This is a genomic window from Pseudoxanthomonas sp. SGNA-20, from assembly GCF_003931635.1.
Lineage (GTDB): Bacteria > Pseudomonadota > Gammaproteobacteria > Xanthomonadales > Xanthomonadaceae > Pseudoxanthomonas.
This window is the reverse complement of the sequence record NZ_RRYK01000011.1, coordinates 1-16,143: the sequence shown is the minus strand read 5'-3', so window position 1 is coordinate 16,143 and position 16,143 is coordinate 1. Positions and strand designations below refer to the sequence as shown.

The 16,143-nt window shown below is 73.2% G+C and carries 13 protein-coding genes; 5 read left to right on the top strand and 8 right to left on the bottom strand.

Annotated elements, in window-relative coordinates; translation table 11 throughout:
- Positions 1–45: 45 nt before the first annotated feature.
- The 4 genes from EIM48_RS14260 to glyQ form a co-directional block, all read right to left on the bottom strand.
- Positions 46–3,855 carry a translocation/assembly module TamB domain-containing protein gene (locus EIM48_RS14260; RefSeq protein WP_125111949.1) on the bottom strand — a complete coding sequence of 1,270 codons (3,810 nt, stop codon included), beginning with the start codon at positions 3,853–3,855 and terminating at the stop codon, positions 46–48.
- Entirely contained in the window at positions 3,852–5,639 is a 1,788-nt protein-coding gene (locus tag EIM48_RS14255; protein ID WP_125111948.1) for an autotransporter assembly complex family protein, read from the bottom strand. The genes EIM48_RS14260 and EIM48_RS14255 overlap by 4 nt, the downstream gene beginning before the upstream one ends.
- A 120-nt stretch (positions 5,640–5,759) precedes the next feature.
- Positions 5,760–7,856, bottom strand: coding sequence for a glycine--tRNA ligase subunit beta (glyS, locus tag EIM48_RS14250; RefSeq protein ID WP_125111947.1), 2,097 nt, complete (start codon positions 7,854–7,856; stop codon positions 5,760–5,762).
- Between the two features lie 43 nt (positions 7,857–7,899).
- Positions 7,900–8,802: a glycine--tRNA ligase subunit alpha gene (glyQ, locus tag EIM48_RS14245; RefSeq protein WP_028915740.1), complete on the bottom strand. Its 903-nt coding sequence runs from the start codon at positions 8,800–8,802 to the stop codon at positions 7,900–7,902.
- 87 nt (positions 8,803–8,889) lie between these two features.
- Between glyQ and EIM48_RS14240 the strand changes: the two genes are divergently transcribed.
- Together EIM48_RS14240 and EIM48_RS14235 are read left to right on the top strand one after the other, a co-directional pair.
- Positions 8,890–9,651 carry a glutamine amidotransferase gene (locus EIM48_RS14240; protein ID WP_125076502.1) on the top strand — a complete coding sequence of 254 codons (762 nt, stop codon included), beginning with the start codon at positions 8,890–8,892 and terminating at the stop codon, positions 9,649–9,651.
- Between the two features lie 47 nt (positions 9,652–9,698).
- Positions 9,699–10,595: a BPSS1780 family membrane protein gene (locus tag EIM48_RS14235; protein WP_125111946.1), complete on the top strand. Its 897-nt coding sequence runs from the start codon at positions 9,699–9,701 to the stop codon at positions 10,593–10,595.
- A 7-nt stretch (positions 10,596–10,602) separates the two neighbouring features.
- Here the strand turns inward: EIM48_RS14235 and tatC are convergent, their stop codons facing one another.
- From tatC to EIM48_RS14215, 4 genes are all read right to left on the bottom strand, one after another.
- The gene (gene tatC / locus EIM48_RS14230) at positions 10,603–11,361 is read right to left on the bottom strand and encodes a twin-arginine translocase subunit TatC (protein WP_019399976.1); all 759 of its coding nucleotides are present in this window, start codon (positions 11,359–11,361) and stop codon (positions 10,603–10,605) included.
- A complete protein-coding gene (gene tatB / locus EIM48_RS14225; protein ID WP_019399975.1) occupies positions 11,342–11,776 on the bottom strand; it encodes a Sec-independent protein translocase protein TatB in 435 nt (144 codons plus the stop codon). Before tatB ends, tatC begins: the two co-directional genes overlap by 20 nt.
- 21 nt (positions 11,777–11,797) lie before the next feature.
- Positions 11,798–12,016 (bottom strand): twin-arginine translocase TatA/TatE family subunit, encoded by a 219-nt coding sequence (gene tatA, locus EIM48_RS14220; RefSeq protein ID WP_019399974.1) that lies wholly within the window; start codon positions 12,014–12,016, stop codon positions 11,798–11,800.
- A gap of 90 nt (positions 12,017–12,106) precedes the next feature.
- On the bottom strand, positions 12,107–12,976 hold the full coding sequence (locus EIM48_RS14215) for a lipid-binding SYLF domain-containing protein (RefSeq protein ID WP_028915738.1): 870 nt from the start codon (positions 12,974–12,976) through the stop codon (positions 12,107–12,109).
- A gap of 138 nt (positions 12,977–13,114) precedes the next feature.
- Here EIM48_RS14215 and hemH point away from each other — a divergent pair, with 138 nt between their 5' ends.
- From hemH to EIM48_RS14200, 3 genes are all read left to right on the top strand, one after another.
- Positions 13,115–14,077 (top strand): ferrochelatase, encoded by a 963-nt coding sequence (hemH, locus tag EIM48_RS14210; protein WP_028915737.1) that lies wholly within the window; start codon positions 13,115–13,117, stop codon positions 14,075–14,077.
- Positions 14,074–14,925: an alpha/beta hydrolase gene (locus EIM48_RS14205; protein ID WP_125111945.1), complete on the top strand. Its 852-nt coding sequence runs from the start codon at positions 14,074–14,076 to the stop codon at positions 14,923–14,925. The genes hemH and EIM48_RS14205 overlap by 4 nt, the downstream gene beginning before the upstream one ends.
- Positions 14,926–14,995: 70 nt before the next feature.
- On the top strand, positions 14,996–15,973 hold the full coding sequence (locus EIM48_RS14200; RefSeq protein ID WP_028915735.1) for a bifunctional precorrin-2 dehydrogenase/sirohydrochlorin ferrochelatase: 978 nt from the start codon (positions 14,996–14,998) through the stop codon (positions 15,971–15,973).
- Positions 15,974–16,143: the final 170 nt, after the last annotated feature.

Genomic DNA, 16,143 nt, shown 5'->3' with positions numbered 1-16,143 from the left:
CGGTAGCCGCGCGCGCCGCGCGCGACAACCGCCGCAGGTCACGGATCAGCGTTCGTGGCGCCAGTTGACCGAGCCGCGGGTCTCCACCGTGGACGACTCGATCTCCAGGTCGAAGCCACGCCGCAGCAGGTACTTGAGGATCAGCACCTGGCCGCTGCCGACCAGCGACACGCCGTAGCCGACGTACAGCTTGGGCGACAGGTACTTGCCCACGCCCACCACCGAACCGCCCAGGGCGCGCGACTGGGTCACGCCGGCGTCGTCGAAGCCCAGGCGCGAGCCCAGCTGCGCCGCCAGCAGGCCGGTGCCGGCGGACATCGCCGCCGAGGCCGCGGTCACCTGGTTGGCCTGGTCGCGGGTGGCGCCTTCCAGGCTGCGGCCCAGCATCAGGTAGGCCAGGGCCTCGGACTGCGGCATGCCCGGGTTGGACCACACCTCCACCCGCGGGGTGGTGGCGTTGCCGGTGACGTCGATGCCGGCGGTGACGTCGCCGACGCGGCGTTCGGCGCGCAGGTTCACCCGCGGGTCGCTGACCCGGTTGTTGCTCCAGGTCATCTGTCCGCGGGTGATCTGCAGCTCCTGGCCGTAGGCCTCGTACTTGCCGCCCACGTCCAGGGCGCCGGTGGCGGTCATCTCGCGGCCGGGGCGGGCGCGCACCTGCAGGCGCCCGGCGAGGGTGCCGGTGAGGCCGTAGCCGCTCAGGCGCACGTCCTCGCCCAGCACCAGGGCCAGGTCCAGGTCCAGCGGTGCCTCGGCGGTTTCCTCCGGGTCCACCGGGTCCAGCACCACCACGTCCTCGGAGATCTCCGCGCCCTGCTCGAAGCGTTCCAGGTCGATGCGCGCACTGGGCACGCCGACCTCGCCGGTCAGGACCATGGTCGGCCCGTCCATGCTGAAGCGCAGGTCGGGATTGGCCACCGCGTGCAGCATCGGGGTGTCGGCGATCAGCACGTCCTGGCCGCGGATGGCCAGCTGCAGCGGCGTGGCCTGGCCGTACCAGGACAGGCCGCCGTCCACCCGCAGCGTGCCTTCGCCGGAGCGCATCGAGGCCTCGATCCGCGCCGAGCCGTCCGGCTGCGCGTCGAGCATGCCGCGGCCCTCGCTCAGCACCAGGCCCAGCGCCGGCAGTTCGCCCTGGAAGTCCTCCAGCAGCAGCTGTCCGCCCAGCGCCGGCGCGGCGCGGGTGCCGCGCAGGCTCACGTGGCCGCGCAGCACGCCGCGCGGCCGCACCAGGTCCGGCGAGAACAGCTCCAGCCAGAACAGGCGCGACATGTAGGTGTAGATCTCGCCGTTGAGCGGCGAGCCGGGATCCCAGCCGGTGGCCACCCGGGCATCGATGTAGCCGTCGCCGGAGAAGCCGCTGCCGAGGCGGCCGCTGATCTGGCGCGGGTCGAACTCCACGTCCAGGCTGAAGTGGTCGTAGCGCACCAGCTCGCGGCGGGTGCGGTCGCCCAGGCGCAGGCCGCCCTCGAGCGAGGCCAGGTGCACGCCGCCGCTCCAGCGCCCGCCCTGCGGGCGCAGGTCGGCGTCCAGCGACAGCTCGCCGCGCAGCACCAGCGAGCGGCCCTCGTTCTTGGGCAGCCACGGCTGGACCAGGGTCAGCGGCAGGCGGTCGCTGTGCAGCTGCAGGCCGCGGCGCGGCCAGTCCGCTTGCGCGCACAGCGCGGCGTCGCCGTCGGCGCCGGTGGTGGCAAGGCAGGCCGGCTGCAGCTGGAAGCGTTCGCCGGCCTGGCTGAAGGCGGCGGGCTCCTGCAGCGCCCAGGCGCTGCCGCGCGCCGGCGCGATCCGCAGCCGCTCGAGCGTGCCCTGCCAGCCGTTGCCGCGTTCGCGCAGCTGCGCGGACAGGACGATGCCGGCGGCCTCCGGGCTGTCGACCTCGGCGTCCAGGTGCAGGTCGGCGACCGCGCCGCGGGCGTGCACGTCGATGCGCTGGATCGCCAGCCCGGCCTCGATGTCGCGCGCCAGCAGGCGCAGGTCGCCGTCGCGGCCGCGCCAGGGCAGGCGCCCGCGCAGCGACAGCGAGGCGGCGCGCCAGTCGTCCCATTGCAGGCCCATGCCCTGCAGGTCGGCGTCCAGGTCCGGCGTGGCCCGCGGGCCGCGCAGGCGCAGGCTGCCCTGCAGGCTGCCGGCGGTGCCGGGCAGCAGGTCGTCCAGGCGCAGCGGCTGCAGCCGGGCCTGCACGTCGATCCGGTCGCCAACCAGGCCGCTGGCCTGCACCCGGCTGCCGCCCAACGCCAGTTCCAGCGCGCCATTGCCGGCCTCGCCCTGCAGCTGGAAGCGGCCGCGGCCGTCCAGCGGGCGCCCGCGCAGGCGGCCGCCGAGGTCCTCCAGCACGAAGCTGGCGTCGAAGCCGTCGGCCGGCTGCCCCGGCGCGGCGCGCTCGCGGCCGTTGCTGGCCAGGCGGCCGTTGACGTTGCCGTCCCAGCCGGGGACGAAGTAGCCCGGATCGAAGCCGTCCAGGCGCAGCGCCAGGTCCCAGGCCAGCACCGGATCCCAGCTGGCCTGGCCCTGCGCCTCCAGGGTGCCGGTGGGCATGCGCGCGCGCAGCGCATGGATGCGCGCGCTGCCGGCATCGCCGCGCACGTCCAGCTGCAGGCTGGCGCGGTCGCTGCCGCGCTGCAGGCCGGCATCGCCGTAGGCGGCCCACAGCGTGGTGCTGCCGGCCAGGCCCAGGGCGGCGTCGATGCCTACCGCCGGCGCGTCCGGCTCGGCCGGCTGCAGGCGGATGCCCTCGGCATTGAGCGCGAAGCGGAAGCGGCCCTCGTCGGGATTGGTGAAGTCGGCGCGGCCGCGCAGCCTCACCTGGCCTTCGAGCAGCTGCAGCACCAGCGGCTCGACTTCCAGCACCTGGTCCTCCAGCCGCACGTGCGAGGGCGCGACCACCACGTCCTGGCCGGCCACGCGCGCGCGGCCGGAGATGTCGGCCGCGCCGCCGCTGCCGTCGGCCTGCAACTCGAACGCCAGCGGCTCGTCCATCGGCGCGGCGCCGGTGAACAGGCCCGGATCCAGGCCTTCGCTGCGCGCGCGCAGCTGCCAGGCCGGCGCGTCGGCGTTGCCGCCCAGGCCCAGGGTGGCGCGCAGCGGCTGCGGCGCGCGCCCGCCGATGCCCACTTCCATGCGCGACAGGTCGCCGCGCGCGATCAGCCCCAGCCGCGCCGGCACCCCGCCGTCGGCGGCGGGGAACACCGCGGTGGCCAGCAGGTCGCTGCGGTAGTCCTCGGCCGGCACGTAGTCGCCGTGCACCGCGAACAGGCCCAGGTCGCTGTCCACCTGCAGGTGTTCGGCGTGCAGGCGGCCGTTGGCGATGTCGATGCCGCCGCGCAGCCTGCGGATGTCGATCACCGGCTCGCCGCCGGAGCTCACGCGCAGGCCGTCGACCATGATCGCGTCGGCCTGGATCGCCAGTGGCATCTCGATCGCCGGCAGCGACTCCGGCCAGCTGGGCAGCTCGAACGGTTCGTCGCTGCGTGCCAGGTTGAGGGTGGCGTCCTCGAGCACGAACGCATCCAGGCGCAGGCGCCTGCCCAGCAGCGGGCGGATGTCGGGATCGAGCACCGCCCGGCGCGCGGTGAACCGGTAGTCCTGGTAGCGGAATTCGAGGCCATGCAGGACCAGCGGACCGGCGACCGGGCCCTCGGCGCGCTCCCAGGTCAGCGCCGAGTCCACCGGCAGGCGCGAGACGATCTGCGCCAGCAGCACGTCGCGCCCGGCCACGGTCTGCAGCAGCCAGTACACGGCGACCAGCACGGCCAGCACCAGCGCCAGCACGCCCAGGCCGGACCAGGCCCAGAAGCGGCGGCGCCGGTAGAAGCGCGGGCGGCGCGGCGGCGGGGCGGGGGCGTCGGTCGTGCTCACAGGTTGGCCCCCAGGCTCAGGTAGATCTGGAAGCTGGAATCAGGGTCGTCCAGGCCATGGGCGATGTCGATCCGCACCGGACCCACCGGCGAACGCCAGCGCGCGCCGATGCCCACGCCCACGCGCGGGTTGAAGTCGCCGTCGAAGGCATCGCCGGCGTCGACGAAGGCCGCGCCGCCCCAGGGGCCGCCCTTGAAGTAGTGCTCGTACTCGACCGAGGCGGTGACCACCCGGCGCGCGCCGAGGGCGAAGTTGTCCGGCGGCGGGGTACGCGGGCCGACCTCGCGCCAGGCGTAGCCGCGGATGCTGCGGTCGCCGCCGGCGAAGAAGCGCAGGCTGGGCGGCATCGCCACCAGTTCGCCGGTCCAGGTGGTGCCGGCCTCGCCGCGCACGATCAGGCGGTCGGCCACGCCGAACGGGCGGTACCAGGTGCCGCTGCCGTGCAGCTGGATGAAGCTGGTGTCCGAGCCCACGTTCTCCACGCCACCGCGCACGGCCAGGGTGCCGCTGAGGCCACGGCGCGGGAACAGGCGGTCGTCCACGTCGACGTAGGTGGCGCTCAGTTCCGGGTAGACCAGGGTGGAATAGGTGTACAGGCGCGAGCCGGTGGCCGTGTCCATGTCGTAGCTCCAGCGCTCGCGCAGCGCGTTGAGCGAGGCCACCGCGGTCCAGTGCTCGCTGATCTCGCCGCTGCGGCTGGCCACCAGCTTCACGTTGCGCAGGTCGATGTAGTCGGTCTGCTCGTCGTAGAAGCCGATCGAGAAGCCGTACCAGCCGTCCAGCCAGGCGAACGCGGGGACCCGGTATTGGGTGAGGAAGCTCTTGCGCTTCTGCGCCCAGTCCAGGTCCCAGTTGAGCTTGTGCCCGCGGTCGTTGACGTAGCGCCGCTCCACGCCCAGGCGCACGCCGGTGCCGCTTTCGGTGCCGTACGAGAGGCCGGCGGTGTAGATGTTGCGCTTGGCCATCACCAGGTTGACGTCCACCGGCACGCGCAGGTCGTCGCTGGCTTCCTCCGGCTTGGGCTGGATGTCGATCGCGCTGAAGTAGTCCAGCCGCACCAGCGACTCGCGCAGGCGGTCGAGCTTGCCCTCGTGGTAGTAGCTGCCTTCCTCCCAGGTCACCAGCTTCTCCAGCAGGCCGGGCCGGAAGTAGTCCTGGTGGAAGGTGGTCGGGCCCATGTCGTAGCGGAAGCCGCTGTCCCAGACCAGGTCGACGTCGGCCGCGGCCTCGGCGCGGCTGACCCGCACCTCGCGGGTGAGGAAGTCGGCGTCGAAGTAGCCGCGTTCGGCCAGGCGCCGGGTGATGCCGTCCTTGTGTTCCTCGTACAGGGCGTGGTCGAAGCGCTCGCCCGGGCGCGGGCGGAAGCCGGCCAGGTCTTCCTGCAGGTAGTGGTCCTCGCCGCCGGGGCCGGCGATGTCGACCCGGAAGTCGCGCACCTGCACCGGCTGGCCCTTGTCGATGCGCAGGGTGACGGTGATCCGGTCCTGCTCGTCGCGGACCGAGTCGACCTCGATGCTGGGCGAGTAGTAGCCGAACGGCTCCAGCGCGCGGCGGGCGTCGCGCTCGGCGTTGAGCAACAGCAGCTCCAGCCGCGACTCGCCCTGTTCCTTGCCCAGCACGTCGTTCAGGCCCAGCGACAGGCGCACGTTCTGCTCGATCGCCGGGTCCTTCTCCAGGCCGTCGATCTCGATCTTGCTGATGGTGCCGCGCGCCAGCGCCAGCGACGGCGCCAGGGCCAGGAGCAGGAGGGGCAGGCAGGCTTGGACGCGACGTGGAAGCGGCATCGGCGCAGGATACCGGGATCGCGCCAAGGCGGCCTGAAGGGCCGCGTACCGCCGGCCGCGAACCCCGCGGCCGGCAATGGAGGCGGTGGCGCGCGGCGGGGCCGCCACGCGCCGCGGGGATCAGGCCGACAGGTGCCCGATCGCGGCCACCGCGCCGAAGCGGTCGGCCAGGCGCTTGAGCAGGGCCAGGCGGTTGCCGCGCACGGCCGGGTCCTCGGCGTTGACCATCACCTGGTCGAAGAACGCATCCACCTGCGGGCGCACTTGCGCCAGGCGCTCGAGCACGCGCACGTAGTCGTGCTGCCGCAGCGGGCCGTCGGTCTCGGCCAGCGCCGCCTCCACCGCCTCGCCCAGGGCGCGCTCGGCGTCCTCGGCGAACAGCGCCGGGTCGGTCGCCTCTGGAATGGCGATGTCGGCCTTCTTCAGGATGTTGCCGATGCGCTTGTTGGCCGCGGCCAGGGCATCGGCCTCCGGCAGCGCGGCGAAGGTGCCGATCGCGGCGATGCGGGTGTCGAAGTCGGCCAGCGAGGCCGGGCGCAGCTCCGCCACCGCGTTGAAGTGCGCGGCGGGCACGCCCTTGTCGGCGTAGTAGCCGCGCAGGCGGTCGAGGATGAAGTCGTACAGCTCGGCCGGATCGGCCGACGCGGTGGCGCCGTCCTTGCCGGCCGGCAGCGGGCCGATCGCCTGCGCCGCCCTTTCCAGCAGTTCCTTCAGCGACAGTTCGAAACCGGACTCGATCAGCGTACGCGCCAGGCCCAGCGCATTGCGGCGCAGGGCGAACGGATCCTTGTTGCCGGTCGGCTTCAGGCCCGCGGCGAAACCGCCGGCCAGGGTGTCGGCGCGTTCGGCAATCGCCAGCACCTGGCCCAGGCGCGAGCCGGCGATGGCGTCGCCGGAGAAGCGCGGCATGTAGGCCTCGTCGATCGCCAGCGCCACTTCCTGCGGCTCGCCCGCGGCCAGCGCGTAGTGGCGGCCGGCGATGCCCTGCAGTTCCGGGAACTCGTTGACCATGCGGCTCTGCAGGTCGTTCTTGCCCAGCTCGGCGGCACGGCGCGCCTGCGCCGGATCGGCGCCGACCTGGACGGCGATGGCCTCGGCCAGCGTGGCCACGCGCGCGACCTTGTCGGCCACCGTGCCCAGCTTGGCCTGGTAGGTGACGGTCTTCAGGCTCTCGCCCATGGCCACCAGGCCCTGCTTGAGGTCCTCGTCGAAGAAGAAGCGGGCGTCGGCGAAACGCGGGCGGATCACGCGCTCGTAGCCCTTGCGCACCTCGGCCACGTCGCGCGACTCGATGTTGGCGGTGCCGATGAAGTACTCGGTCAGCTTGCCGGCCGCGTCCAGCACCGGGAAGAACTTCTGGTTGATCTCCATCGTCTCGATCAGCGCTTCCTGCGGCACGGCCAGGAAGTCGCGCTCGAAGCTGCACAGCACCGCCGCCGGCCATTCGGTCAGGCACACCACCTGCTCGAGGTTGTCCTCGGTGATGCGCGCGCTGCCGCCGGCCTGGGCCGCGGCCTGTTCGGCCTGCTCGACGATGCGGGCGCGGCGCTCGGCCGGATCGACCAGCACCTTCGCCGCGCGCAGCGCTTCCACGTACTGGCCCGGCGCGGCGATCTCCACCGGGCCATTGGCCTCGAAGCGGTGGCCGCGGCTGCTGCGGCCGGCGGCCACGCCCAGCACCTGCGCCGGCACCACCTCTTCGCCCAGCAGCAGCACCAGCCAGTGCACCGGACGGGCAAAGGCGTAGTCATGGCCGCCCCAGCGCATGGGCTTGGGTACCGGCATCCCGGCGATGGCCTCGGCCAGCACCTCCGGCAGCAGCTCGGCGGTGCGCGCGCCCGGCTTCACCGAGCGGTGCACGAAACGCTCGCCCTTGGCGTCGCTGGTGCGTTCCAGCGTGGTCCACTCGACCCCGGCCTTGGCGGCGAAGCCTTCCAGCGCGCGGGTCGGCTTGCCCTCGGCGTCCAGGGCGATGTTCAGGTACGGGCCCAGCACTTCCGAGCGCTGCTCGGGTTGCTCGGTGCCCACGCCCGGCAGCAGCACCGCCAGCCGGCGCGGGGTGTACAGCGGGCGCGCGCCGGTGGCGTCCACCGCCACGCCGCGCTTCTGCAGCGCGGCCACGACGCCGTCGAAGAAGGCCTGCGCCAGGCCCGGCAGCGCCTTGACCGGCAGCTCCTCGGTGCCCAGTTCGATCAGCAGGGGAAGTTGCGTGCTCATGGATGTTCCTGTGGTGGATGCGGCGGCCGGGAAGGGGGCGCGGTCACGCGCCGTTCTTCAGTCCCGGGAAGCCGAGCTTCTCGCGCTGGGCGTAGTAGGCCTGGGCCACGGCCTGGGCCAGGGTGCGCACGCGCAGGATGTAGCGCTGGCGCTCGGTCACCGAGATGGCGCGGCGCGCGTCCAGCAGGTTGAAGGTGTGGCTGGCCTTGCACACCTGCTCGTAGGCCGGCAGCGGCAGCTGCGCCTCGACCAGCTTCAGCGCCTCGCGCTCGCAGGCGTCGAAGCGGTGGAACATCTCGGCCACGTCGGCGTGCTCGAAGTTGTACGCGCTCTGCTCGACCTCGTTCTGGTGGTACACGTCGCCGTAGGTCACCGGGCCCTGCGGGCCGATGGTCCAGACCAGGTCGTAGACGTTGTCCACGTTCTGCAGGTACATGCATAGCCGCTCGAGGCCGTAGGTGATCTCGCCCAGCACCGGGCGGCACTCCAGGCCGCCGGCCTGCTGGAAGTAGGTGAACTGGGTCACCTCCATGCCGTTGAGCCACACCTCCCAGCCGAGGCCCCAGGCGCCGAGGGTCGGCGATTCCCAGTTGTCCTCGACGAAGCGCAGGTCATGCACCTTCGGGTCGATGCCCAGCGCCTCCAGCGAGCCCAGGTACAGCTCCTGGATGTTGTCGGGGTTGGGCTTCATCACCACCTGGTACTGGTAGTAGCGCTGCAGGCGGTTGGGGTTCTCGCCATAGCGGCCATCGGTCGGACGGCGCGAAGGCTGCACGTAGGCGGCGTTCCACGGCTCCGGGCCGAGGGCGCGCAGGAAGGTGGCCGGGTGGAAGGTGCCGGCGCCGACCTCGAGGTCCAGCGGCTGGATCAGCACGCAACCCTGTTCGGCCCAGTAGGCATTGAGGGCCTGGATCAATCCCTGGAAGGTCGGACCAGTCATCGGCATTTATTGCGCTGCGGAAAAGCGGGCTAGTATAGGCCCAAGCCCCGTCCCGTACGGGTTTCCGCCGCCCCGGACCCCCCGGATCCTGCCGTGACCGACCGCGCGCCCTTCCTGATCGTGGAAACCGGCCAGCCCGTGGGCAGCCTCAAGCGCTATGGGCGCTTCCCGCACTGGATCCGGGTGGCGGCCGGCCTGGCGGCCCGGGACGTGACCGAGGTCAACGCCGAGCGCGGCGAGCCGCTGCCGGAGCCGCACGGCCTGGCCGGGGTGATCGTGACCGGTTCGGCGGCGTTCGTGACCGATCGCGCCCCGTGGAGCGAGCGCACCGCCGGCTGGATCCGCGAGGTGGTGCAGGAGGGCACGCCGCTGCTGGGCATCTGCTACGGCCACCAGCTGCTGGCCCACGCCCTGGGCGGTGAGGTGGACTACAACCCGGCCGGGCGCGAATCGGGCACGGTGTTCATCGACCTGCACCCGCCGGCGTTCGAGGACCCGCTGTTCGCCGGCATGCCGCCGCGCTTCGCCGCCCACGCCACCCACCTGCAGACCGTGATCCGGCCGCCGGAGGGTGCGGCGGTGCTGGCCCGCTCCGAACAGGACGCCTGCCACGCCTTCCGCTGGGGGCAGGGCGCCTGGGGCGTGCAGTTCCACCCCGAGTTCGCCACCCACCACATGCGCGGCTACGTCCACGCCCGCGCCGAGTGCCTGCGCAACCACGGCCGCTGCCCGCGCACGGTGGCGCGCGAGGTCAGCGCGGCGCCGCAGGCGCGGCGGTTGCTGCGGCGATTCGTGAAGCATGCCCGCGGCCAGCACGGCGCAGGTACCCACGCCCGCGGCGCCGATCGCGGATAATTGCCGCAGACGCGCCGACCCCCGGCGGCGACGCACACGGAACAGGAATGGACACGATTCGCAGGCTGCCGGCTTCGGCCGGCGCGGAATGGCTGCTGGGCGGTTTCGCCCTGCTGCGCCAGGCGCCCCTGGCGCTGGGTTCGCTGGGCGCACTGTGGGGACTGCTGGGCACCCTGGTGCTGGCGGTGGCCGCCACCGTGCCGGCGCTGGGCGCGCTGGTGCAGCTGCTGGTCGCGATCGCCGGCCCGCTGCTGTTTGCCGGCCTGGTATGGGCGGTGCGCGAGGTCCAGCAGGGCCGCCCGGCGCTGCCTTCGCACCTGGGCCAGGGCGTGCGCGACGGGCACCTGCCCGGGCTGCTGGCGACCCTGCTGCCGCAGGTGGTGGCGGGCCTGCTGCTGGGCATCCTGCTGCTGGTCCTGGTCGGCCCGGAGCAGCTGCAGCGGCTGAGCGCGGTCAGCGAGGAGCTCAACGCGATGGCCGCCTCCGGCGTGCAGCCGAGCCCGGAGCAGGTGCAGGAGATGATCGCCGACCTCCCGGCCGGGCGGATCCTGCTGTGGCTGCTGCTGGGGCTGGGCCTGGCCGTGGTGGTGGCGATGACGGTGTTCGTCTCGGTGCCGCGGATCGTGTTCGACGGCCGCCCCGGCCTGGCCGCGATGGGCGACAGCCTGCGCGCCTGCCTGCACAACCTGCCGGCGCTGGCGGTGTTCTTCCTGCTGGCCGTGGTCGCCCTGTTCGCGGTCTACTTCGCGGTGATGCTGCTGGCGCTGCTGGCCCAGGCCCTGGCCGGCCCGCTGTTCGGGGCGCTGGTGGCGCAGGTGCTGCTGATGGCGGTGGTGATGCCGCTGCTGGCCGGCGCGGTGCTGGTGGCCTGGGGCCAGCTGTTCGGCCATGCCGCGCCGCCGCCGGTGCCCGGCGCGGCCGCGTCCGGCCGGCTGGAGGCCTGAGCGCGGCTCAGGCCTGGTCCGCTTCCCCGTCCTCGCCGCGGCCCAGCAGCCGGGCCGCCCAGATCCCGGCCTCGTACAGCAGGCACATCGGCACCGCCAGCAGCAGCTGCGAGACCACGTCCGGCGGGGTGATCACCGCCGCCAGGATGAAGATGCCGACGATCGCGTAGCCGCGCCCGGCACGCAGCTGGTCCGGGGTGACCCAGCCCAGCAGCACCAGGATCACCAGCGCCACTGGCAGCTCGAAGCTGGCGCCGAAGGCCAGGAAGATCACCAGCACGAAGTCCAGGTAGGCGCTGATGTCGGTCATCATCGCCACGCCCTCGGGCTTGACCGCGGCCAGGAAGCCGAACACCGACGGCAGCACCACGAAGAACGCGAACGCGCAGCCGGCATAGAACAGCAGCACCGAGGACACCAGCAGCGGCAGCGCCAGGCGCTTCTCGCGCCGGTACAGGCCCGGGGCGACGAAGGCCCAGGCCTGGTACAGCAGCCATGGCGCGCTGCCGAGCACGGCGGCGAAGAACGCCAGCTTCAGCGGGGCGAAGAACGGCGAGGCCACCTCCACCGCGATCAGCTGGCCGCCCTCGGGCAGCTTCTGCAGCAGCGGGGCAGCCAGCCAGGCGTAGAGCCGGTTGGCGAACGGCAGCAGCGCCAGCAGCAGCACCACCAGGCCGGCCAGCGCGCGCATGATCCGCGCGCGCAGCTCCAGCAGGTGCTCCATCAGCGGGCTTTCGCTGTCCGTCTCAGGAGTGGCGGGGTCCATCGCGCTCCTCGGCGGGATCGGCGGGCGGGGCGGGTTCGGTATGCGACCCGGGTGCGGGCAGCGGCGCTTCCGGGTCGGCTGCGGGCTGGGGGGCTTCCCCGGCCGGTTCCGGCGGGCGCAGGTCCGCCTCGACCTGCTGGCGCAGACCATCCAGGCCGCTGCGCGCGGCTTCGGCTTCCTGGCGCAGGGTGGCTTCGGCCTGGCGCAGCGAATCCTGGGTCTCGCGCAGGCTGCGCTTGAGTTCCTCGGCGGCCAGCTCGCGCTCCAGCTCGGCGCGCACCGAGTACCACTGCGCGCGGGCGCGGCGCACCCACAGCCCGGCGAAGCGGGCCGCCTTCGGCAGCCGCTCCGGGCCAAGCACGACGAGGGCGACCACCGCGATCAGCAGCAGTTCGCCAAAACCGATGTCGAACATTCCGCGTACGCCGACGCGGAATCAATGCTGCGCGCGGTCGCGCTCGGCTTCGGTCTTCGATGCGTCGGTCCGCTCGTCGCCGAGCTGGCCGGCCGGCTTCTCCGGCTCGCGCATCCCTTCCCTGAAGCCCCTCACCGCCTCGCCGATGTCCTTGCCGGCACCGCGCAGCCGTTTGGTGCCGAATACCAGCAGCACCACGACCAGCACGACGATCCAATGCCCGATGCCCCAAGCGCCCATGGCTGCTCACATAGTCAAATCAACGGTCTGACAGCATAGCGCAGGCCCAGCGGAACCGGGCCGTTCCGCTGGATGGTTCAGCAATCCCGGTCAGTACGGCAGCGGCTCGCTGCGCACGCCATCGTCCACCGGCTCGAAGCCCTGGGTCGGCGCCGGGCCGGCCGGCGGCGGCGCCGGCAGGGTCTGCAGGCCCTGGGTCTGCGCCTGCGGCTGCTGGTTGGGGATGGTCACCCGGCCGACCGGGGCGGCGGCCGGGGCCGCGGTGCCGCGGGTCACGCGCGCGGCATGGGTGGCTTCCTCCAGCTGGTCGCGGAAGGCCACGATGGCGTTGCTGGGGGCAGCCTGGGCGCGGTCCTCGAACACCATGCGCGGCGTGGTCGTCGACCCGTAGACCACGGCCTGGGCGTTGCTGTCGATGCGCAGCACCGCGCCGTCCAGGGCCACGCCGGCGAACAGGCCGCGGGCGCGCGACCAGGACCAGATCTCGGCCTTGAGCTGGCCGTCGGTGGCCGCGGCGGCATTGCGGCCCACCGGGCCGGCGGCCACGGCGGCGTCGGCGCCGAGGGTGAACTTGCCGTTGACCACGTTGTCGAGGCTGCGGTCGTTGCGGAACACCAGCACGATGTCCGAGGACTGCACGCCGGCCTGGAAGCCGATGCTGCCGCCGGTCAGGGTCACGAACACCGGGTTGGACCAGGTACCGTCGGCGGTCTTGACCGACATCAGGCCGTGGCCGCGGCGCCCGCCGATCACCAGGCCGGCCTTGATCGCGTCCGGGATGACCACGATCGCCTTGGCCTCGTCCAGCAGCTTGTCCGGGATCGCCTGCTCCGGGATCTTCTGGATCTCCTCCAGCACCCGCACCGCCTCGCGCGCCCGCGCGTCCTCCTCCGGGCCGGCGATGGCCGGAGCGGCCACCAGCAACAGGACGGGAAGCAGGAACTTGCTCAGTTGCGACATCGTTGGACTCCGCGAGGGTGGCCGGCGGCCACGGTTCGCCCGGAACTTAGGTTTGCGGCAATGAATCGCGCCTGAGGCGCGCTGCCCCCGCGCGGCGTCCCGGGCCGGGCCGGCGCGCGTCTGTCAGAATACGACGCCATGAACAACGCCGCCGCCACCACGCTGCTCGTGGTCAACCTGGGGACGCCGGAGGCGCCGACCGCGCCGGCCGTGCGCCGCTACCTGGCCGAGTTCCTCGGCGACCCGCGGGTGGTGTCGATCCCCGCGATCCTGTGGAAGCCGCTGCTGCATGGCCTGATCCTGCCGCTGCGCGGGCCGCGTTCGGCCGCCAACTACGCCAAGATCTGGCTGCCGGAAGGCTCGCCGCTGCTGGTCTACACCCGCCGCCTGGCCGCGCGCATGCAGGAGGCGATCCCCGAGTGGCGTGTGCTGCCGGCGATGCGCTACGGCGAGCCGGCCCTGCGCCAGCTGCTGCGCGACCTGCGCAGGCAGGGCGTGCGCCGCCTGGTGGTGCTGCCGCTGTACCCGCAGTACTCGACCACCACCACCGCCTCGGTGGCCGACGTGGTCGCCGCCGAGACCCAGGACATGGACGTGACCCTGGTCGAGGACTATTCGACCGACGCGGCCTGGGTCGAGGCCGTGGCCGCCAGCATCCGCGCCCACCGGGCGCAGGGCGGCGAAGGGCGCCACCTGCTGTTCTCCTTCCACGGCCTGCCGCAGCGGGTGGCCGATGCCGGCGATCCCTATCCGCAGCGCTGCACCGCCAGCGCCGAGGCCATCGCCGCCGCCGCCGGCCTCCAGCCCGGGCAGTGGTCCATCGGCTACCAGTCGCGCTTTGGCCGCGAGCGCTGGCTGGAGCCCTCCACCCAGGCCGAACTGGACCGCCTGGCCGCGGCCGGCGTGCGCGAGGTCGACGTGGTCTGCCCGGGCTTCGCGGTGGACTGCATCGAGACCTTGGAGGAAGTGGCCCTGGGCCTGGCCGAGCACTTCAGGTCGAAGGGCGGCCAGCTGCGCTACATCCCCTGCCTCAACGACGCGCCGGAACACGCCGCGGCCCTGGCGCGGCTGGCCCGCCACGCGGCCGGCACGGTGGAATGACCCCGGCCGAGGTCGCGCTGCCGGGCAGCTGCGGCGAGCTGGCGGCGCTGCGCGTCGAACGCCCCGGCGCGCCGAAGGTAATCGCCCTGCACGGCTGGCTGGACAACGCCGCCAGCTTCCTGCCGCTGCTGCCGCACCTGCCGCCGCTGGACCTGCTGCTGCTCGACTTCCCCGGCCACGGCCGCAGCGCGCACCTGGCGCCGGGGGCCGAGTACGTGATGGTCGCCTACGTGCACGCGCTGCTGGACGCGGCCGATGCCCTCGGCTGGGAGCGCTTCGCGATCCTGGGCCATTCCATGGGCGCGGCGGTGGCGGCGATGGCCGCGGTGGCCCAGCCGCAGCGCGTGGCCCGCCTGGCCCTGGTCGAGAACCTCGGCCCGCTGGCCGAGGACGAGGACGCCGCGCCGGCGCGCCTGCAGCAGGCGGTGTCCGCCGCGCGTGCCCGCCGCGGCAGGTCGCTGCGCGTGTTCCCGGACCTGGAGCTGGCGGTACGCGCCCGCCTGCAGGCCAGCCCGATGCAGGAACACGCCGCGCGCCTGCTGGTGGAACGCGGCACCCGCGCGGTCGACGGCGGATACGTGTGGAGCAGCGACCCGCGCCTGACCTTGCCCGGCGCCAACCGCCTGACCGAAGGCCAGGTGCGCGCCCTGCTGCGCGCGCTGGAATGCCCGTTGCACCTGCTGCATGCCCGCCGCGCCCAGCCGTACTTCCCGGAAGATGTGCGCGCGCAGCGCCTGGCCGAGGTGCCCCGGGCCGCGGTCACCGTGCTGGAGGGCGGCCATCACCTGCACATGGACCAGCCCGAAGCCGTGGCCGCGGTGCTGGGCCCGTTCCTGGCCGCGGGCTGATCGCGCGCCACCGTCGACAGGGCCCGGCCCGCAGGCGAGGATGCGCCAAGGCCGTCAGGGAGAAGACCGGATGGGGCTGTACCCGCTGTTTGCCGATCTGGCCGGGCGCGAGGTGCTGGTGGTCGGCGGAGGCGAAGTGGCCGCGCGCAAGATCGCCGCGCTGCTGCGCGCCGGCGCCGAGGTGCACCTGCATACCCGCAGCATCGACCACCCTGACATCCAGGCCGCGGTGGACGCCGGCCGCATCGCCTGCCTGCACGGGGAGTTCGACCCGGCCTGGCTGGACGCGGTGTGGCTGGTGGTCGCCGCCACCGACGACCACGCCTTCAACGCCGCCCTTGCCGCGGAAGCCGGGCGCCGCCGGCGCCTGGTCAACGTGGTCGACGATGCCGTCCTGTCCACCTACCAGGTGCCGGCGGTGGTGGACCGCTCGCCGCTGGTGGTCGCGATCTCCTCCGCGGGCGCGGCGCCGATGCTGGCCCGGCGCATCCGCGAGCGCCTGGAAACCCTGCTGGATCCGGCCATTGGCACGCTGGCCGGCCTGTTCGCGCGGCATCGCGAACGCATCCGCGAAGCGCTGCCGGACCTGGCCCTGCGCCGGCGCTGGTTCGAGCGCATCCTCGATGGGCGCCTGGATCCGGTGGCCGCGGACCCGCAGGCCCTGGAAGCCGCCTTCCTCGGGGAACTGGACGCGGCCGCTGCCCGCGGCGACGTGCGGGGCAGCGTGTCCGCCATCGCCGCGGTCGAGCCCGACCTGCTCACCTTGCGTGCGCTGAGGGCGCTCAACGAGGCGGACCTGATCCTGGTCGGCCCGGAGGTGCGGCCGGAAGCGCTGGAGCCGGCGCGGCGCGACGCCAGCCGGGTGGCTGCAGGGTCGGCCGACGAGGCCGCGCGCCTGGCGGTCATGCATGCCGGCGATGGAGCGCGCGTCGTCTATCTATATGCAGCGCGTGCTGGCGGCGACGGTATCGACCGCGTCGAAGCCGCTTGCGCCAATGCCGGCGTGGCTTTCCGCCGCATCCCCGGGGTGCCGGTGAAAATTCCCTGAAAATTTCCCTATTCAGGTACTTCCCAAACGCGCCGGGCACGTGCACAATGCGCGCCCTCCCGACGACACCACGGTGTTGCCGGGGGGTCCGGGAAAACGGAGTGGCTTCAACACGAAGTGCTTGCGGATTTCTGGAAGTCGCCTATACTGGGCGGCTCGCTCACCAAGGA